Genomic DNA, 20090 nt, shown 5'->3' on the forward strand with positions numbered 1-20090 from the left:
CCGCTCCCACAGATATAGCGTCGTTAACAGTTCTCGAGTACACCCGAACACCTGTGGGAGCGGGCTTGCCCGCGAAGAGGCCGCATCAGTCACCGCAAAGTCCAAGGGTCGAACCGCGCTCGATCAACACAGGCGCAAAATCCAGTATCCGCGCCGCTTCATCATCCCCACGCAACCGCTTGAGCAAACACTCAAACGCCCGCGCACCAATCTCCTCTGTAGGCTGGGCGAGGGCGGTGATTCCGCTGCCTACCAACGGATACCAATCCAGATCATCCAGCGCGATCAGCCCGACAGCCTCGAACAGCCGGCAGCCAATCTCGCGTAAGGCCATGGTACAGGCCAGCGCCGCCACGCCATTGGCGCAGAACAGGGCTTTCGGGCCGTTATCAGGTGTGTTCAAAAAGATTTGAAGATCGTTCGCTAGGCTTGGGCCGGTTTCCAGCACCGCGCCACGCATGTCTTCACGCTGGCCAATCTGCTGCTGAAAACCGCTGACCCGCTCGATCCGCGAACTGGTGCCGTCATAGGGTTCCGTCACCAGCAACACATCGCGATAGCCACGCTGCTGAAGATGTTCGAGCGCCATCTCGATGGCCTGCGGGTTGTTCAGCCCGACCATGTCGCTGTCCAGCCCCTCGACTTTGCGATCCACCAGCACCAGCGGCATTTCCCGCTTCAACTCATCCAGTTCATCCCGGTGATGGCCCAGGGTGTTCACGATCAGCCCTTCGATGTTGTACGAGCGCAACAGCGCCAGGTGCTGGCGTTCCTGCTCGTCATCGCGGTCGGTGTTGCACACCACCAGGCTGTAACCGTGCCGGCGGCAGGCGGTTTCCACGCCGTGCATCACGGCAATCGAATAAGGGTTGCGGATATCGGCCACCAGCATGCCGATCAGGCGCGTGCGGCCGCGTTTCAGGCCGCGGGCCATTTGATTGGGGCGATAGCCGAGTTCGGCAATGGCCTGCTCGATGCGCTGGGCGATGGCATCCGAGAGCAGGGCGCGGTCGTCACCAATGAAGCGCGAGACGCTGGCCTTGGACACGCCTGCGTGTTCGGCGACGTCGAGCATGGTGACGCGGCTGCGCTGGGCGGCGGAGAAATCGTTCACGGGTGGGTCTTCTTATTGTCTGAAACCGGTTTCAGGAGACACCAAACCCTTTGGTGGCGTCAAGTGAAGATGCTTTGCGTAGCCGGGTGGAAGTCGGATAAGTCCGACAGACGGTAGCAATACCTGTCAGATCTGACAGTAGGCAGCGCAGGAGATCAGATGTTTACTTTTACCCAACGAACAGCTTTTTATTTTCATCAGATTCCAATCATCAATTTTGATGGCAGGTTATGAAAAATGTCGATATCGACCAATAAGGCACCCACTTCCGCGGGAACAGTTAATTCAGCGGGAGGCGGTATTCTTGCCGACATTATAAAAGTTGACGGTGTAGACCCGAGTGATGTCGAGGGTAATCTCACACCTCCAGAATCTACAGGCGGGACTATTGCGAGAGTACCGAGATGGAAGGACTATTCGGCTGATCCAAAAAGGCCGGACAGGTTGCAAGTGTTTTTCGAACAGCTCGGAAGTATAACGACGATTCACGACAAGCCTTACGTGCCAGTGAGTATTACTGAGATTCAGATACCGCTTACTCCTTTATTGTTGAGCAAAAGCGGAGTTGCCTGGTTGTATTATCTGGTCACTGACGCGGACGGTAACGACGATCCCGCGCCCCGGCGGAAACTGACAATCGATCACACGCAGATTCCAGTTCGGCCATTACCCGAAGTAAAGTTTCTTCACACGACTTTCTGGGGGTACTGGAACTGTATTATTCTTCCCGCTCTCAGCGGGGGTGGGTGGATTGAAGTTTTGCCTCAAGTGATTGGCAGTCCCAAAGATCTTTATATATTGGAATGGAGAGGATGTGAAAGTCTCAACGGTGTAGGCGAAGTTAGCGAAACATTTGGTACTTTTGAGAGAGAGTTGAGTGCCGAGGATAATTCGAAAGGTTTCAGAATGCTCATACCGTACGAAAGGTTTATAAAGCCGTTAACGCCTGGTGTGGTCATTCAATCGGCGTTAGTGGTGGGTAAAATTTACAGTGGAGGGAGGTTGGTTGCGCAGTCCGGATCTGCGTTGGTAAAAATCGATACAACAATACCTGGATAGTTGTGCCGTCATAACGAGCACTTCGCTTGTTGTTTTTCGGGTGGATGGTTCTTGCCGATTGAATGGAAAGGGTCTTCAGAAACACGTAACTCCCTGAAAGACTCTGGTCATTTTGGTAAGTGTTCTTGAGTAACAGCTTTTCTATTCTCATCATGGAGCGTGTGAAATGACTATCGAAGAAAAAATTCCTGCTGATACAAAAAGTGCGAAAAGTGCGAATGCAGGTGGCGGCGTCCTTTCTGATCCACCGGTTATTGCTAACCTCGCAGTGAATGGGCGAGTTAAAAAGGCTGATTTTGACAGAGGGACTGTCGACATCGAACTTTCTGGATTGAACAACTCGGCCAGTGGGACGGCAACACTTGAACGGGTTAATCCGGACGGCACGGTCACGCCTCTTGAGTCAAAAAACCTGGAGGGCGCCAACGTACCGTTGATGTATGCATTGAAAATAACCGACATTCCTGAACATACAGCGCCGGAAGATCCTACTCCTTATTTATTTCGGTTCGCGGTTTACGATGGCGACGGCAACGAGGACCATTCCACGGCTCCTACTACCGTGTTGGCCAGGTATCGTGGGCCATACGCAAGGAAAACCCCTTCAGGCAGAGGCCTTGTCCCGGCGGTTGCGTATGTGAATGCGCCGGCCGATGGCATCCTGAATCAGGCTTGGTTTAACAACAATCCAGGAGGGCTCAGGTGCAAGCCAGTCACAACTTATCCTTTTAGTCATGCGGAAGATATTCATAACTTCTATTTGAATACGAGAGCTTTGCCCTCGAGTTCGCAAACTCCGATTTTTAGCGGGACGCTGAATGCGAGCGGAGAGTTTGTTTTAGGTAATGACGTCCTACGCGCACTGGGTAATGTATCACTTTATCAACTCACCAATATTGTTGACGTCGCCGGATTCAGGAGCGGCGATTCGATACCCAAAAAGGACCTTGCAATCCAGCAGCCACCGGCAGTTGTATTTTTCCCTCTTGAAGTTCCAGAAGCCGGTACCGATGGCACCACCGTGCTGACGCTGAAACACTTCAACCCTGTTGTAAATGGTGTAAGCAAAACCGTAAAGGTCAACCTGCCTCGGCCTACGAACGGTGCTGCGGGAGCAATTATTGAAGTCAAGCTGGAAAATGAAGTCCTTGGCAGTAAGCCTTTGGGCGCATCGGGAGGGCTGGAATTTGATATGACCTACGATGCATATGCTGCTGCGATTGGCACGTCAACTGTCGAGGTTGCCGCAAAACTTACCTACACCTACAAAGAGGGTTCTGCAGCTGCTCAGGATTCGAAACAGGTAACCACGGTATATTTGAACAATAAGCGGCCAGAGATAGGATTGATACCGGAGCCGGATCTTGATAGTGAGAACATTCCACCTGTTGAGGTTACCGGCGACACACGTACTCTAAATCACCTCGTTCCAGGTGACTTTGGGGAGCCGATTAAATTTACGTTCAAAATGTGGGAAATGGACGTTGGTGATCCACTGTCCGGTACTGCAACGGTGGGCTTCCATTACAACGAAAAGTTCATGGGGGATACAACCATTGAGCCGACCGATACAGAGGCCTCAATATATGTAGACTTCGCTACAGTCTCTGTTCATGGCACTGGTATAAAAAAAGCGTATTGCGACATTCGTTATCTGGATGTTGACGCTACTGTCAAACAGAAAACCCCGACCGATGTTAACTTCGAGGCTAATGAGGTCAAGCTGGAGGAGCACGCGGCGAGGACTTTCAATACCGACAGAGTATGCAGTTGCCCTTCGTTCGACCTGGTTGGAGGCGAGCTTCTATGGCGTGTGGCCGTGCCACAAGGGCAAAGTTCGCTGCCGGCAGGTCAAAGCATCACGCTGCATGCCGTAGGTTATGACGACGTCGCAATGAATATACCAATCGGTACTCCTCACTCGGAGACGAAACAGGTTGTTGCCGGGGTGCAAACCATTTTTGATGTCAACTTCACTTATCTCAAGACATTGCAAGGTCCGATCGTGCCATTTCCAGGAACCCCCGACTTTAACTACGTATATGTATGGTACGAAACCACGATCGCCGGAACACTCTACAAATCACCGGAAGTCCTGCACAGGGTCAACGTGCGCAATACCAGTAGCAAGTTCTGCGATGGCAGCGAGTAAGTAACTACCGACCGTGCCTGGCTTACAGGGAGACTGTGAGCCAGGTAACGGTTTCACTTACGAGTTATGAAGGTATGTCCGGCTACAAAAGAGGACTTGTCCTACAGATGTATGTGGGGTTGGTCTGTAGTCTCCCGCCCCGCAAATCCTGCTTCAGCGGATATTCCGACAACTTCATGTAAGAGTTTTTTCCTATGCCAATGTCGTCATTGCGTTCCAGAACAATTGTCAAAGGATGCGCACTTTCGGCGCTCTCATCATTTGTGTTTCTCGCTGCGTCCGTACAGGCCGGGACCGTTCCTGGCGGCACGACTCATACCATTGACAACACGTTACCCGCCGAAGACTGGACGTTGAATCCCGGCTCTACGCTCATTTCCAACGGTGCCCAGGCACTCGACGTGACCGCTCAGGGCGCGACATTCAACAATAACGGTGGGAGTGCGGGGCGCCTCGATGGAAGACTTAATTCAACGTTCAATCTAACCAACGCGTCCGTTGATCGTATCGGCGGTGGATTTGCGGTAATGGTCAACGACAGCACTGCAAACTTCGACAACAGCACGGTCACCAGCGACGACATCGGCCTGCAACTGATCCGCAACAATTCGGGGCAGATCGGCTCCAGGGTTTTCCTCACGAACAACAGTTCTGTTGTCGCGCTCAACGGTGGCGCTCTGGCGACCGGGTTCAGCCAGATCAATCTTGCGAATTCATCCATCGAGGCCACCAGTTCGACGGCTTATGGCGTTCGCTTGAGCAATGCCGATCTCAATGCTGTCGGCAGTACGATTACCGGTGGATTGAACGGTTTACAAATCGGTCGTGAAATTGCCGGGGTCAGAACCTCCACAATAAAACTGGATAGCACCACGGTCGAAGGTAAAGCGGGTGCTGCCATCGTTGTCGGTTTTCAGGACAGGTCGGGAATCACTGCGAATATCGACGCTACCAACGGTACTCGACTGATCGGCGCCAATGGCACGATGGTGGAGGTCAACGATGGGGCCGCAGTCAATTTCAAAGCGGATCGCAGCGACCTCACGGGCAACTTTGTTGTGGAGTCCGGCAGCTCGGCCACCGTTACCTTGCAAAATGCCTCGACGCTCAATGGTGATTTGCAGAATGTCGGCCAGGTAAGCCTCGACGCGAGCGCAATGACTGGTAACGTGTTGGCGGATAGCGCGAGTCCCGCTCTGGTGCAACTGACCAATGGTTCATCGCTCGAAGGTGATTTGCGCAATGTCGCTCGTTCGGTGCTCGACACCGGCAGTGTTCTGAACGGCAATGTACAAGCCGCTGCGGGAACCGCGGCCACTGTCAGCCTGAACAACGGCTCGGTTATCAACGGCAACGTCGACAATGTCGCCAGCCTCTCACTGAACAATGGCAGCACGCTGACCGGCAACGTCACCACCGATACCAATGGCAGTGTCCTGCTGGACAACGGTTCGGTACTCACCGGTCAGATCAACAACTCGGGCAATCTGACCATCAACAATGCTGCGCAATGGGTCATGACCGGCGACAGCACCGTGCAGCAACTGGGCATGAACAACGGTGTCGTGCAGATGGGTACCAACGAGCAGTTCCTCCATCTGAAAGTCGGCAATCTCTCGGGTAATGGCACCTTCGTGATGGGGACCGATCTGGGTAATGGCAATACTGATTTTATTGAGGCGGACAATGCCACCGGGCGTCACCAATTGTTGATCTCGGCTACGGGGACTACGCCGGTTACGGCAGATGCGGTGAAAGTCGGCAATATTGCCGCTGGCACCGCTGCTTTTACTCTGGCCAATAAAGACACGGTGGATGCCGGTACATTCGTTTACCGACTGAAGCAGGACGGGCAGGGCCTGTACCTCGACCCGGACAAGGAAACTGTCAGCACTTCGACCAACACCGCCCTGGCTTTGGCCGGCAGTGCCCGCAGCGTATTGAACGCGGAAATGAACATGCTCAGCGACCAGATCGGTGATCGTGGATTGAGCCTCCAACCCGACGCTTCGCTTCGCGCGGCCAGCGACAGTGACACCACTAAATTGAGTAACAGTGTCTGGGTGCGTACGAATGGCAACCAGTACCGCGTCAAGAATGCCTATGGCAATGGCTACAGTCAGAACACGAACGGCATCACCGGTGGTGCCGATACGACGGTGGACATTGCCGGCCGCGCCTGGGTTGTCGGTGGTTTCGTGGGCGCCAGCCGCACCAACATGGACCTCAAATACGGCTCCAGCGCGACGGTCGACAGTCTGAATGCCGGTGCCTACGGCAGCACCTACGATGTTGGAAGTGGTGTGTTCGTCAACGTCATGGTCAAGATCAACCAGTTCGACAACAAGGCCAAGGTCACCATGAGCGACGGCACGCGGGCCAAGGGCGGCTACAAGGCTTTGGGTGCCAGCGGTTCGGTGGCGGTGGGCAAGCATATTCGCCTGAAAGACGACTGGTTTGTCGAGCCGCAGGTTCGGGTATCGACCGGCGTGACTCAGAGCGACAGCTATCGATTGGACAACGGCCTTGAAGTCGAAGCCGACACCATGCGTTCGCTTCAGGGCAATGTTGGAGTAAGGGGTGGTCGAGTCATTGCCCTTGAAAAAGGCAGCCTGCTGGAACCGAGCCTGTCGCTGGGCGCCAACCATGAGTTTGTCAAAGCCAACCGGGTCAAGATCAACGACGACAGGTTAGATGACGATCGCGCCAGCAGTGGTGTTGGATATGGAGCGGGTTTGAAGTGGACACCGGCGCAACGCAACTGGCAGGTTTCCGGTCAGGTCGGTGGCAGCAAAGGTAATACCGTCAATCAGGACTGGAGTGGCAGCCTGCGGGTCAGTTACTTCTTCTGATGCGCTGAAACAACAAACGCCCCGTGCAGAGATGCCGGGGCGTTTTTTGTGCTCAACCGAACAGCCCGGCGGCGATGTTGATCGAGAAACCCAGAATCGCGGTGTTGAACACAAACCCGATCAACGACTGCGCCAGCACGATCTTGCGTATCTCCCGTGTCGCCACGCCGACATCCGCAGTTTGCACGGCCACGCCGATGGTGAACGAGAAGTACAGAAAGTCCCAATAGTTGGGCGTTGTCAGGCCATCGGCAAAGCGCAGCGCGGGCTCCTTGCCGTCCCAGGTGTAAAACAGCCGGGCGTAGTGGACGCAGAAAATCACGCCGATCAGCAGCCATGAGCCGATGACCGTCAATGCGGTAAAACCGTAATGCATCAGTTTGTGGTGGGTATCCAGGTCCTTGCTGCCGACAAGTTCCAGGGTGATGGCCGCCAGGCTTGCCAGCGCCGCAATACACACCACGAACAGCACCAGCCCGGCGTTTTCATCTTCGACGACGGCGATCTGCTTGACGTCCGGCGCCTTGGCCCGGGCGGTGAGCCAGAGCATCAGCACCAGATAGGTCCAGACCCCGGCATTCCAGCCGATGAGTATTTTACTGATGACGGAATCGGCGGGTACCAACAGGCCGACGGCGAGGCCGAGCAGGAAGGCGGCAGAGAGGCGAGGGTGGGTGCGGGCGAGGAAGCGCATGGAGAGCTCTTTGTTGACGGCGTCGAGCAAACCATAGCATGGGTGTGGGTTCTGGCAGGTGCGGGGGGCTGCAAACAAGAAACCTTGAGACTCTGTCAGCATCGACAAGACACTCAAGGTTTTTTTGTTTCTGAAAGATGGGCGTGTAGCTGGATCAGTTCTGGATTCGAAGCGTGCCTTCGGAGATCGTCACGGTTTTCGGAGGGCTATCACCGTTCTGGCCTAGGAACTCGAATTTGGATTCAATTATCCCCTTGTCCGAGCCGAGGGCAGGAACGCTGGTAAAGGTGACTTTACCTTGAGTTGCCCTGTAGAACGGATCAATGCCAACCGCCAGAGGCTCCACGAGTACCGCTCTGACCAGACCGGAATCCGAGATCAGGTCGTAGGAGACGTCCGTTTTAGCGTCCTGTGACACGTCCAGAACAATGCTCAGATCCCGCTTCGGCCGGCCATCAATCGACCAATCTCCCCGAGCCTTCCATGCTTGCTGATTGAAAGCCGAATCGAACTGTGCCGTAAGGTGGACGGTTTTCGTTGTGTAACTGTCTTCTACCGGTGGTTCGAGTCCTTTGACATTAGCGGTCAAAGTCCCTTCGGATTTTGCTTGTGCAACATTCATGGCTTGGCACTCCCTTGGTCGTTGGGCGCCAGATCAAGTTCCCCTTCAACAGTTACTTGCTCTTTTCCGTTCTGCGACACGGCAACGAAGTTGAACGTTGCCTTGGCCTCATCGGTGGTGGCGTTCACTGTGACAGTGACGGTACCGCTTTTCGCAAGGAAGGGGGGTTCGCCGGAGCCGGATGTACTTTTCCACCAGCTAGCCGAAGCCTGAGGATTAGCATCGGCGAAATCGAAAGTCTGGTTGTCGATGTCACCCTCATTCACGAATCTCAGGGAAATGTTTCTGCGTTCATTCTGCCAGTCCGGCAATGAGGCCCACCCTTGCAGGGAGCGTCCATTACCCGTTGAATAGAGCTTTTCCTCTGCAACAAACTTTAGGAGTTCGGGATCGCTTGTGTCGGCTGTAAATGTGCCCTTTGCATTGCGATTTGCATCGTCCTTTACATTCGTCATGAGAAGCTCCTGATTCAAGTCAAAACGCTAAGTCAAACGTGACAGGAGCTAGCCTAAGGGCTTGGGGCGATCGGCGAACCTGTCAAAGTTGACAGGTGTAAAAACCGATCGCCTTATAGCGAAATTTCATTTCTTGCCGGCCCATCGGGTTACGGCTTTCACCACCACCACAAAAAACACCGGCACAAAAATCACCGCCAACGTCGCGGTAATCATCCCGCCAATCACTCCGGTGCCGATGGCTTGCTGGCTCGCAGAACTGGCGCCCGTGGCAATCGCCAGCGGCACCACTCCCAGAATGAACGCCAGCGAAGTCATGACAATCGGCCGCAACCGCAGGCGCGCCGCTTGCAACGTGGCGTCAATCAGGTCGTGACCTTCGTCATAAAGACTCTTGGCGAACTCGATGATCAGAATCGCGTTCTTCGCCGACAGGCCGATGATGGTGATCAACCCGACCTTGAAGAACACATCGTTGGGCATCCCGCGCAGAGTCACCGCCAGCACCGCGCCGAGTACACCCAGCGGTACAACGAGCAGCACGGAAGTCGGAATCGACCAGCTCTCATACAACGCCGCCAGACACAGGAACACGATCAGCAGCGACAGCCCGAGCAGAATCGGCGCCTGGCTGCCGGACAAACGTTCCTGCAGCGACAGACCGGTCCATTCCTGGCCCAGACCCTTCGGCCCTTGGGCGACCAAACGTTCGATTTCCGCCATGGCTTCGCCGGTGCTGTGGCCGGGTTTCGGTTCGCCGGAAATCGAGATTGCCGGGTAGCCGTTGTAACGGGTCAGTTGCGCCGGGCCCTGGGTCCATGTGGCTCGGACGAACGCCGACAGCGGCACCATTTTCCCGGCGTCGTTGCGCACGTGCATTTTCAGCAGGTCATCGACCTGACTGCGCCGGTCGCCTTCGGCCTGCACGACAACGCGTTGCATGCGCCCCTGATTGGGGAAGTCATTGACGTACGAAGAGCCGATGGCCGTGGACAGTACGTTGCCAACATCGGCGAACGAAACCCCTAGGGCGTTGGCCTGTTTGCGGTCCACTTCCAGCTGTACTTGCGGCGCTTCGGCCAGCGCGCTTTCACGCACGTTCATCAGGATCGGGCTTTTCTCGGCGGCGGCCAGCAACTGGGTGCGCGCTTCCATCAGGGTCGCATGACCGAGGCCGCCGCGATCCTGCAAGCGGAACTCGAAACCGCTGGACGTACCGAGGCCGTCCACCGGCGGCGGCAGCACAGCGAAGGCCACGGCGTCCTTGATCTGGCTGAGGGCGATGTTGGCGCGGTCGGCAATCGAACTTGCCGAGTCATCGCTGCCACGCTGCGACCAGTCCTTGAGTGTGGTGAACGCCAGCGCGGCGTTCTGCCCGCTGCCGGAGAAGCTGAAACCGAGAATCACGGTGCTGTCGCCCACACCCGGTTCGCCAGCGTTGTGCGCTTCGATCTGCTCGACCACCTGCACCGTACGGTTCTTGCTCGCGCCGGGCGGCAGTTGAATGTCGGTGATGGTGTAACCCTGATCCTCGACCGGCAGGAACGAGGAGGGCAGGCGCGCGAAGCACAGGCCCAGCCCGACCAGCAACACAACGTAGATCAGCAGATAACGACCGGTGCGTTTCAGTGCGTAGCCGACCCAGCTCTGATAACGATCAGTCAGTTGCTCGAAGCGGCGGTTGAACCAGCCGAAGAATCCGGTTTTCTCGTGGTGCTCGCCCTTGGCGATCGGCTTGAGCAAGGTTGCGCACAGTGCCGGGGTCAAGGTCAGGGCAAGGAAGGCCGAGAACAGAATCGAAGTGGCCATCGACAGTGAGAACTGGCGATAGATGACGCCCACCGAACCCTGCATGAACGCCATCGGAATGAACACCGCCACCAGTACCAGCGTGATGCCGATGATCGCGCCGGTGATCTGGGTCATCGCCTTGCGCGTCGCCTCTTTCGGTGACAGGCCTTCGGTGGCCATGATCCGCTCGACGTTCTCCACCACCACGATGGCGTCGTCCACCAGAATGCCGATGGCCAGCACCATGCCGAACATGGTCAGCACGTTGATCGAGAAACCCAGCGCGAGCATGGTCGCGAAGGTGCCCATGAGCGCCACGGGCACCACCAGCGTCGGGATCAGGGTGTAGCGGATGTTCTGCAGGAACAGGAACATCACCGCAAATACCAGCAGCATCGCCTCGCCGAGGGTGTAGACCACTTTGGTGATCGAGACCTTCACGAACGGCGAAGTGTCGTAGGGGATCTTGTATTCCACGCCCGCCGGGAAGTAGCGCGACAGTTCATCCATCTTCGCCCGGATCAAAGTGGCGGTGCTGAGGGCGTTGGCGCCCGGCGCCAGTTGCACGCCGACGGCGGTGGACGGCTTGCCATTCAGACGGGTGCCAAACTGGTACTCCTGGCTGCCGATCTCGACCCGCGCCACATCCTTGATGCGCACGGTGGAACCGTCCGGGTTGGCCTTGAGCACGATGTCGGCGAACTCTTCCGGTGTCGAAAGCTGACCCTTGACCAGAATCGTCGCGGTGATTTCCTGAGTGCTCGGGTTCGGCAGATCGCCGATGCTGCCCGCCGATACCTGAGCGTTCTGCGCGACGATGGCGGCGTTGACGTCGGCCGGCGTCAGGCTGAAACCGATCAGCTTCTGCGGATCGACCCAGATCCGCATCGCCCGTTCGGCGCCATACAACTGGGCCTTGCCGACGCCGTCGATGCGTTTGATCTCGTTCATCACGTTGCGCGCCAGGTAATCGCTGAGCGCCACGTCATCGAGCTTGCCGTCGCTGGAGGTGAGGGTGATCAGCAGCAGGAAACCGGCGGAGACTTTCTCCACCTGCAAGCCTTGCTGGTTGACCGCTTGCGGCAGACGCGACTCGACCACCTTGAGGCGGTTCTGTACATCGACCTGCGCCAGTTCCGGGTTGGTGCCCGGCTGGAAAGTGGCCTTGATCGTGGCGCTGCCGAGGCTGCTTTGCGATTCGAAATACAGCAGGTGATCGGCGCCGTTGAGCTCTTCCTCGATCAGGCTGACCACGCTTTCGTCAACGGTCTGCGCCGAGGCGCCCGGGTACACGGCATAGATTTCGATCTGCGGCGGCGCGACGTCGGGGTATTGCGCCACCGGCAATTGCGGGATGGCCAGCGCGCCGGCCAACAGGATGAACAACGCGACGACCCAGGCGAACACCGGGCGGTCGATAAAGAACTGCGGCATAGAAGAGCGTCCTGCTTACTGACCAGAGGTCTGGGCAAGTGGAAGAGGGGTGTCGTCGATCTGCACCACTTCGCCCGGACGGGCGTGTTGCAGGCCTTCGATGACAATGCGGTCGCCGGCCTTCAGGCCTCCGGTGACGATCCAACGGTCGTTCTGCACAGCGCCAAGCTGAACCGGCTGTTGGGCGACGCGCATCTGATCGTCGACGGTCAGGACTTGCGCTACACCGGCGCTGTCACGCTGCACCGCACGTTGCGGCACGGTCAGGCCGTGTTGAATCACGCCTTGTTCCAGGCGAACGCGAACGTAGCTGCCGGGCAGCAGATCGAGATCCGGGTTGGGAAACTCGCTACGCAGGATGATCTGACCGGTGCCCGGATCGACCGTGATGTCGCTGAACAGCAGTTTGCCCGGCAACGGATAGAGGCTGCCGTCGTCCTGGATCAGTGTGGCCTTGACCTGATCCTGGCCGACCTGTTGCAACTGGCCGGAACGGAAGGCGCGACGCAGCTCATTCAGTTCACGGGTCGACTGGGTGAGGTCGGCGTGGATCGGGTTCAGTTGCTGGATCAGCGCCATGGGCGTGGTTTCGTTCTGGCCGACCAGCGCACCTTCAGTCACCAGGGCTCGGCCGACACGCCCGGAAATCGGCGCGGTGACGGTGGCGTAGCCCAGATTCAGCTTCGCGCGCTCGACGGCTGCCTTGTTGGCGGCCACGTCGGCGGCGGTCTGCCGGGCATTGGCGCGAGCGTTGTCGTAGTCCTGAGCGCTGATGGCCTGGTCGTCGATCAACTGTGCGTAGCGCTGTTCCTGCAGCTTTGCCTGGAACGCGTTGGCTTCGGCCTTGCGCAGGGCGGCTTCGGCGCTATCGAGGTCAGCCTTGAATGGTGCCGGATCGATGCGGAACAGTACGTCGCCCTTTTTCACGTCGCTGCCTTCGCGATAGGTGCGTTGCAGCACGACGCCAGCCACTCGGGCGCGGACTTCGGCAATGCGCGGTGCGGCAATTCGCCCGCTGAGTTCGCTGCTGATCGACAGGGGGCGCGCCTCAAGGGTTTCGATCCGCACGGTGGCCGGCGGCGCCTGTTCCTCGGCGTTCGAGGATTTATCACAGGCACTCAGCGTCAGCGCCAATGCGATCAGGCCGAGCCCGGCCAGCAGATTCTTCGACATGTACAACCCCCAATATTGATCTGCGCATCCTACGGACAGTCGCCGAGGGTAGCGGTGAAGCTTTGTAGGCGCTGTGTGAAATTGTGTAAGGGTTTTGCTCAGGGACGAGTGAGGGCGTATATCCTTTACGCCTTGATATTTATTGCGACAGATAAAGCATCGCGAGCAGGCTCGCTCCCACAAGGGATTGCATTCCAAATGTGGGAGCGAGCCTGCTCGCGATAGCGGACGATGGGTCGCCACTGTATTTCTGGATCACCTAAATGCCCAACATCCTCTTGGTCGAAGACGACACCGCCCTCGCCGAACTGATCTCCAGTTACCTCGAACGCAACGGTTACTCCGTCAGCGTGATTGGCCGTGGCGACCATGTGCGCGAACGGGCGCGGCTCAATCCGCCGGATCTGGTGATTCTCGACCTGATGCTGCCGGGCCTCGATGGCTTGCAGGTCTGTCGCCTGTTGCGCGCCGACTCGACAACGCTGCCGATCCTGATGCTCACCGCCCGCGATGACAGCCACGATCAGGTGCTGGGCTTGGAAATGGGCGCCGACGATTACGTCACCAAACCCTGCGAGCCGCGCGTCCTGCTGGCGCGGGTCCGTACTTTATTGCGCCGCAGCAGCCTCGGCGAACCGATGACCGCCAATGACCGGATCCTGATGGGCAATCTGTGCATCGACCTGTCGGAGCGCACGGTGACCTGGCGCGAACAACCGGTGGAACTGTCCAGCGGTGAATACAACCTGCTGGTGGTGCTCGCCCGACACGCCGGCGAAGTGCTGAGCCGCGACCAGATCCTGCAACGTCTGCGCGGCATCGAGTTCAACGGCACCGATCGCTCGGTGGACGTGGCAATCTCCAAGCTGCGACGCAAGTTTGACGACCACGCCGGCGAGGCGCGCAAAATCAAGACCGTGTGGGGCAAGGGTTATCTGTTCAGCCGTTCCGAGTGGGAATGCTGATTCGATGTTCAGAATCCTGTTTCGCCTCTATCTGGTGACGATCGTTTCCTACAGCGCGGCGATCTATCTGGTGCCGGATCTGGTGGTGATGGCGTTCAAACAGCGATTCGTCACCTACAACCTCGACTATTCCCGTGGCCTGCAATCGCTGATCACCAAGCAGTTTCGCGCGGTGCCGCAGGATCAGTGGCCGGCGCTCGCGGCATCGATGGACAAGGATTTTCAGCCGCTGCACATCGTGCTCGCCCGTATCGATGACGCCGGGTTCACCGACATCGAGAAAGAACGTCTGCGGCGCGGCGAAAACATGGTGCGGGTCGGCGACTGGGGCTGGCGCACGCTGGCGGTCACGCCGCTGAACGACGAAATGGCGGTGCAGATGGTGGTGCCGCCGGATCCGATGGACGTGAACCTGTTGTACTGGAGCATCAACGTGCTGATCGGCGCCAGTCTGCTGGCGTGCCTGTTGCTCTGGTTTCGCCCGCACTGGCGCGATCTGGAACGCCTCAAGGGCACGGCCGAACGTTTCGGCAAGGGCCATTTGAGCGAGCGCACGCAGATTGGCGCAAGCTCCAACATCGGCAGTCTGGCCAATGTGTTCGACACCATGGCCGGCGACATCGAAAACCTGCTCAACCAGCAGCGTGACCTGCTCAACGCCGTGTCCCACGAACTGCGCACGCCGCTGACTCGCCTGGACTTCGGCCTCGCGCTGGCGCTGTCCGATGACTTGCCGCAAGCCAGCCGCGAACGCCTGCAAGGGCTGGTTGCGCACATTCGCGAACTGGATGAGTTGGTGCTGGAGTTGCTGTCCTACAGTCGCCTGCAGAACCCGGCGAAGTTGCCGGAGCAGGTCGAAGTGTCGCTGGACGAGTTCATCGACAGCATTCTGGGCAGCGTCGACGAAGAACTGGAATCCCCGGAAATCGTCATCGATGTGCTGCTGCACAACCAGCTGGAACGCTTCTCCCTCGACCCGCGCCTGACGGCCCGAGCGATTCAGAACCTGTTGCGCAACGCCATGCGTTACTGCGAGAAGCGCATTCAGATTGGCGTGCAGGTTTGTCCGAAGGGCTGTGAGATCTGGGTGGATGACGACGGGATCGGCATTCCGGAAGACGAGCGGGAGCGGATTTTCGAGCCGTTCTATCGACTGGATCGCAGTCGCGATCGGGCGACCGGCGGGTTTGGCCTGGGGCTGGCGATCAGCCGTCGTGCGCTGGAAGCGCAGGGCGGGACGTTGACGGTGGAGGGGTCGCCGTTGGGTGGGGCGCGGTTCAGGCTCTGGCTGCCAACCCCCGTTTAGCGCCCCTGATCGTTGATGATCGTTCCCACGCTCCGCGTGGGAATGCATACCGTGACGCTCCGCGTCACAGTGGACGCAGAGCGTCCATGGCGGCGTTCCCACGCGGAGCATGGGAACGATCAGTGCTCTGGATTAGATGATCTCAGTCGACTGGATCAATCCAACCCCGGCCACCTGCATCCGCTCGATCGCCGTCGCCAGCGAGCCATTCAAATCAATCGCCCGGCACGCATCCAGCACCACAAACGCATTGAACCCCGCCGCCCGCGCGTCCAGCGCGGAGAACATCACGCAGAAATCCAGCGCAAGACCGACCATGTACACCGTGTCGATCCCGCGTTCCTTCAGATAACCGGCCAGACCCGTGGTCGTGACACGATCCGCTTCCAGAAACGCCGAATAGCTGTCGATGTCCGGGTTGCAGCCCTTACGGATGATCAATTGCGCGTGGGGCAGATCGAGGCCCGAGTGAAACTCGGCGCCGCGTGAGCCCTGAATGCAGTGATCCGGCCACAGCGTCTGCTCGCCATACGGCAGTTGAATCACGTCATAAGGCTGGCGGCCGGGATGGCTGGAGGCAAACGAAGCGTGGCCCGCCGGGTGCCAGTCCTGAGCGATGACCACTTGCTTGAACTGCCCGGCGAGCCGGTTGATCAGCGGAACGATCAGGTCACCTTCTGGCACGGCCAACTGGCCACCGGGAATGAAGTCGTTCTGCACGTCGATGACCAGCAGGGCTGTGCGTGGCGAAATCGGCATAAATCCATCCTTCTTGGAAAATCACCCGAGCAGCATAGTGACAAAATTCTTTAAACGTTCAGCCGGGATTTAAACATTTTCGCCATGTCTTCCAGCTCGGAAGCCGGGTGATGGCCGATCAGCATCCAGGCATGTTCGCGTTCGGTCCAGTACACCACGTTCATCCCGTGCCGGCGCTCATGGGCCAGCGGCTGGCTACCGCTGTTGGTGCGCGTGACGCACAGCGCCAGCGGGCCGTGGGTGGCGTCGAGCCAGGTCATCTGGGCGATGGGCACGCCGTCGTATTCAAGCAGCTGCGCGCGTTTGAACTGCGCGCCGGGCAGTTTCAGTTTCGCCGGCGACAGGCTCACGCCGAGCCGCGCATCGACGGTTCGCAGCTGCGCCAATTGCGAGGCTTCATCAGTGGGCAGATGTTCGAGGGTCTGCGGCACATACAGCGCCATGTAATCGCCCACCAGCTCGCGCCAGTTGTGCGATTGCTGCGCTTGCCAGGCCAGAAACAATCGGTCCGCCGCGACACCTGCGAGCGCCACGCCCGCTGCCGCTGCGCCGATGAACCAGCGTCGGCTGAAACCGGGCTTCTGCGGTGACGGCGCGGCATCGAGCCGGGCCTGCAGCCGATCGAGCGGCGCCTGTTGCGCCAGTTCGTCGTAGGCAGCCTTGAATGGCAGGTTGCTGCGGCTCAGCCATTGCACCCGCAGACTCAGCAGCGGATCGTCGGCGATGAGGCTGTCGAGCTGGCTGCGCTGTTCGCGGTCCAGTTCATCGTCCAGATACGCCACCAGTTGCTCGTCGGAAGGCGCATTCATTGCCGGTCTCCTGCGGGGGTGTTCGGTACCGCTTGCAGCGGCGGGTATTCGGCCAGCTTCAGGCGCGCGGTGGCCAGCCGGCTCATGACCGTGCCGATCGGCACTTGCAGGATCTCGGCGACTTCGCGGTAGGACAGGCCCTCGACGTAAGCGAGATAAACCGTTTCACGCTGGGTTTCCGGCAGCGCATCGACCCGGCGGATCACCTGCGCTGCCATCACATGAGTCTGCGCGGCGTATTCGCCATCGAAGGTCAGCTGGCTGTCGGCGTCTGTCACGCCCTGGCCCTGGCGCACCCGGCGGGCGCGCACTTCGTTGAGCCAGATCGAATGCAGAATGCTCAGCAGCCAGCGATCCATACGCGTGCCGGCCACGTACTGGCCCGAACGCTCGAGCGCCCGTACGCAGGTGGCTTGCACCAGATCCTCGGCCACGTGCCGATTGCGCGACAGCAGCAAGCCGTAGCGCCACAGGCGCGCCAGGTGTTGCCCGAGTTCGGCTCTGAAGGCCTGATCGCTGAAAATGTTCGCCTCCGCGTGTCGTGTCAGGTTTTCGATGAATCGTTGATGGCTTCGGCCAGGTCCCGGTATTCCTCGCAGGTCGTGCCGCAGATCTTCTGGATGTGCTGCAACTGCTCCTGCGCCAGATCGACACGCCCCTTGATCACATAGGCTTCGCCCAGGTATTCGCGGACTTGCGCGTACTGCGGATCAAGTTTGACCGATTGCAGGTAGTAACCGATGCCTTCGTCGGTGCGCCCCAGTTTTCGTGTGGCGTAACCGCGATAGTTGAGGGCCTTGGCGGTGTTCGGTTGTTCCAGCGTGTCGAGCAGGGCCAGGGCTTCTTCATATCGACCGTCCTTGGCCAGACGATAGGCGTAGTCGGTGCGGTCGGCGTCGGGCACCAGATGGCTGGTCTGCATCACGCACTTCTGCGTTTTGGTGTCGAACACCTGGCCTTTGGGGCAGTTGGGTTTCTGCACCGGCGCCTCTTCATCGCCATTGGCGAAGGCGAGGGGGCTCGCGAAAACGGCGGCCACCAGCAACGGGGCGGCGAACATAACGGAACGGATAGTCATGGGCAAGGCTCCACAGGGGGTCATGTTTCACTTTGAACACCGCAGGGTGAAAATTTATTCATTGCTTTGTCAGGCTTTGTTAAAGGAAAGCCCTTTTTCCGGCGCTATGCTCGTCAGCATTCGTTGTCGATCTGCAGTTCTACCATGGGAGTTTGGCCATGAAAGATCAGGTTCACCACTCGGCCGCCAGCGGCTACAAAACCGCTGCCGATACCTACGTCAAAGGCCGGCCCGACTATCCGCCGGCCGTCAGCGAGTGGCTGACGGGCACGCTGGGCCTCGATGGCCACAAGACCGTTATCGACCTCGGCGCCGGCACCGGCAAGTTCACCGGACGGCTGGTGGCGACCGGTGCCCAGGTAATCGCCGTGGAACCGGTGGCGCAGATGCTGGAAAAACTGTCACTGGCCTGGCCGCAAGTGTTGGCCGTCAGCGGTACGGCAACGGATTTGCCGCTGCCCGATGCCTCGGTGGATGCCGTGGTCTGCGCGCAGGCCTTTCACTGGTTTGCCAGTCGCGAGGCGCTGGATGAAATCGCCCGGGTGCTCAAACCGGGCGGCAAACTGGGCCTGATCTGGAACCTGCGCGACACCCGGATCGACTGGGTGCCCAAGCTGGACGCCATCGTCAATGCGCTGGAAGGCGACACGCCGCGCTTCTACACCGGCGAATGGCGCAAGGCCTTTCCCCATCCGGCGTTCGGGCCGTTGCAGGCTCAACACTTTCAGCATGGCCACACCGGCTCGCCGGAAGATGTGATTTTCAACCGGGTGCGCTCCACCAGTTTTATTGCCGCGTTGAGTGACCTGCAGCGCGCAAGGATCGACGAACAGATTGCTGAACTGATTGCCAGCGAGCCGCAACTGCGGGGCAGGGAGGTGGTGACGGTGCCTTACGAGACCGCCGCCTTCGTCGCGGTGAAGAACGGCTAGAGTCCCGCATTTGGCCGAACCGCCGTGCTGATGCCTTGTTATAGTTCGGGCCTCATTTTCAGCCCGGTAAAGGATTTCTGCCATGACTCAATACACCGCCTTCAGCGTCGAACTGGCCGACAACATCGCCCATGTGCAGATCAATCGTCCGGAAAAGATCAACTCGATGAACGCCGCGTTCTGGAGTGAAATCGTCGAGGTGTTCCAGTGGATCGACGACACCGACGAAGTGCGGGTGGTGGTGCTCAGCGGCGCCGGCAAACACTTTTCCTCGGGCATCGACCTGATGATGCTGGCCGGCGTGGCCAATGAGCTGGGCAAGGACGTTGGCCGCAATGCGCGCCTGCTGCGCAAAAAGATCCTGACCCTGCAAGCTTCCTTCAATGCCGTCGATAATTGCCGCAAGCCGGTACTCGCGGCGATCCAGGGTTACTGCCTGGGCGGCGCCATCGACCTGATCGCCGCCTGCGACATGCGTTACGCTGCCGAAGACGCGCAATTTTCTATTAAAGAAATCGATATCGGCATGGCGGCTGATGTAGGCACTTTGCAACGGTTGCCACGGATCATCGGTGACGGCATGCTGCGTGAGCTGGCTTACACCGGTCGCACCTTTGGCGCCGAAGAAGCGCGCAGCATCGGTCTGGTCAATCGCGTCTACAGCGACAAGGACGGCCTGATCGAAGGCGTGATGGACATTGCCCGGGACATCGCCGGCAAGTCGCCGATCGCGGTCACCGGCACCAAGGAAATGATCAGCTACATGCGCGACCATCGCATCGACGACGGTCTCGAGTACGTTGCCACCTGGAACGCCGCCATGCTGCAATCCAACGATTTGCGCGTGGCCATGGCGGCCCATATGAGCAAACAGAAACCCGAATTTCTGGATTGA

Annotated in this window: 17 protein-coding genes; 7 read left to right on the forward strand and 10 right to left on the reverse strand. The window is 58.5% G+C overall.

From position 1 onward, the window contains the following. Positions 1–85: 85 nt before the first annotated feature. Entirely contained in the window at positions 86–1114 is a 1029-nt protein-coding gene (locus K5E37_RS19640; protein WP_311776188.1) for a LacI family DNA-binding transcriptional regulator, read from the reverse strand. Between the two features lie 237 nt (positions 1115–1351). Between K5E37_RS19640 and K5E37_RS19645 the strand changes: the two genes are divergently transcribed. The 3 genes from K5E37_RS19645 to K5E37_RS19655 all read left to right on the forward strand — a co-directional run bounded on the left by K5E37_RS19645 (position 1352) and on the right by K5E37_RS19655 (position 7177). Next, a complete protein-coding gene (locus K5E37_RS19645; RefSeq protein WP_085603397.1) occupies positions 1352–2173 on the forward strand; it encodes a hypothetical protein in 822 nt (273 codons plus the stop codon). A 166-nt stretch (positions 2174–2339) separates the two neighbouring features. Beyond that, entirely contained in the window at positions 2340–4325 is a 1986-nt protein-coding gene (locus K5E37_RS19650; RefSeq protein WP_221534901.1) for a hypothetical protein, read from the forward strand. A 194-nt stretch (positions 4326–4519) separates the two neighbouring features. Continuing rightward, complete coding sequence (locus K5E37_RS19655; RefSeq protein WP_260404344.1) at positions 4520–7177, forward strand: autotransporter outer membrane beta-barrel domain-containing protein; 2658 nt, start codon at positions 4520–4522, stop codon at positions 7175–7177. A 52-nt stretch (positions 7178–7229) separates the two neighbouring features. Here K5E37_RS19655 and K5E37_RS19660 read toward each other — a convergent pair whose 3' ends face one another. From K5E37_RS19660 to K5E37_RS19680, 5 genes are all read right to left on the reverse strand, one after another. After that, positions 7230–7871, reverse strand: a complete 642-nt coding sequence (locus tag K5E37_RS19660; protein ID WP_085603401.1) for a DUF1345 domain-containing protein — start codon at positions 7869–7871, stop codon at positions 7230–7232. 154 nt (positions 7872–8025) lie between these two features. After that, complete coding sequence (locus K5E37_RS19665) at positions 8026–8493, reverse strand: hypothetical protein (protein ID WP_221534902.1); 468 nt, start codon at positions 8491–8493, stop codon at positions 8026–8028. Further along, positions 8490–8948: a hypothetical protein gene (locus tag K5E37_RS19670; protein WP_221534903.1), complete on the reverse strand. Its 459-nt coding sequence runs from the start codon at positions 8946–8948 to the stop codon at positions 8490–8492. Before K5E37_RS19670 ends, K5E37_RS19665 begins: the two co-directional genes overlap by 4 nt. A gap of 126 nt (positions 8949–9074) precedes the next feature. Further along, positions 9075–12173: an efflux RND transporter permease subunit gene (locus K5E37_RS19675; RefSeq protein ID WP_221534904.1), complete on the reverse strand. Its 3099-nt coding sequence runs from the start codon at positions 12171–12173 to the stop codon at positions 9075–9077. Between the two features lie 15 nt (positions 12174–12188). Further along, complete coding sequence (locus K5E37_RS19680; protein WP_221534905.1) at positions 12189–13346, reverse strand: efflux RND transporter periplasmic adaptor subunit; 1158 nt, start codon at positions 13344–13346, stop codon at positions 12189–12191. 263 nt (positions 13347–13609) lie between these two features. Between K5E37_RS19680 and K5E37_RS19685 the strand changes: the two genes are divergently transcribed. Next, positions 13610–14311 (forward strand): response regulator transcription factor, encoded by a 702-nt coding sequence (locus K5E37_RS19685; RefSeq protein WP_221534906.1) that lies wholly within the window; start codon positions 13610–13612, stop codon positions 14309–14311. Between the two features lie 4 nt (positions 14312–14315). Further along, positions 14316–15617, forward strand: coding sequence for an ATP-binding protein (locus K5E37_RS19690; protein WP_221534907.1), 1302 nt, complete (start codon positions 14316–14318; stop codon positions 15615–15617). Positions 15618–15749: 132 nt separating this feature from the next. On the opposite strand, the gene pncA is transcribed toward K5E37_RS19690, so the two are convergent. The 4 genes from pncA to K5E37_RS19710 all read right to left on the reverse strand — a co-directional run bounded on the left by pncA (position 15750) and on the right by K5E37_RS19710 (position 18263). Continuing rightward, the gene (gene pncA / locus K5E37_RS19695; protein WP_221534908.1) at positions 15750–16376 is read right to left on the reverse strand and encodes a bifunctional nicotinamidase/pyrazinamidase; all 627 of its coding nucleotides are present in this window, start codon (positions 16374–16376) and stop codon (positions 15750–15752) included. Positions 16377–16426: 50 nt separating this feature from the next. Next, complete coding sequence (locus K5E37_RS19700) at positions 16427–17185, reverse strand: anti-sigma factor (protein ID WP_085603411.1); 759 nt, start codon at positions 17183–17185, stop codon at positions 16427–16429. Beyond that, entirely contained in the window at positions 17182–17667 is a 486-nt protein-coding gene (locus K5E37_RS19705; protein ID WP_221534962.1) for a sigma-70 family RNA polymerase sigma factor, read from the reverse strand. The genes K5E37_RS19700 and K5E37_RS19705 overlap by 4 nt, the downstream gene beginning before the upstream one ends. Before the next feature lie 62 nt (positions 17668–17729). After that, the gene (locus K5E37_RS19710) at positions 17730–18263 is read right to left on the reverse strand and encodes a tetratricopeptide repeat protein (protein ID WP_221534909.1); all 534 of its coding nucleotides are present in this window, start codon (positions 18261–18263) and stop codon (positions 17730–17732) included. Positions 18264–18421: 158 nt separating this feature from the next. Here K5E37_RS19710 and K5E37_RS19715 point away from each other — a divergent pair, with 158 nt between their 5' ends. Both K5E37_RS19715 and K5E37_RS19720 read left to right on the forward strand, forming a co-directional pair. Further along, on the forward strand, positions 18422–19195 hold the full coding sequence (locus tag K5E37_RS19715) for a class I SAM-dependent methyltransferase (RefSeq protein WP_085603417.1): 774 nt from the start codon (positions 18422–18424) through the stop codon (positions 19193–19195). A gap of 82 nt (positions 19196–19277) precedes the next feature. Beyond that, the gene (locus tag K5E37_RS19720) at positions 19278–20090 is read left to right on the forward strand and encodes a crotonase/enoyl-CoA hydratase family protein (RefSeq protein ID WP_011334292.1); all 813 of its coding nucleotides are present in this window, start codon (positions 19278–19280) and stop codon (positions 20088–20090) included.

It is taken from the genome of Pseudomonas sp. RIT778 (assembly GCF_019718735.1).
In the GTDB taxonomy this organism is placed as follows: Bacteria; Pseudomonadota; Gammaproteobacteria; order Pseudomonadales; family Pseudomonadaceae; genus Aquipseudomonas; species Aquipseudomonas aphyarum.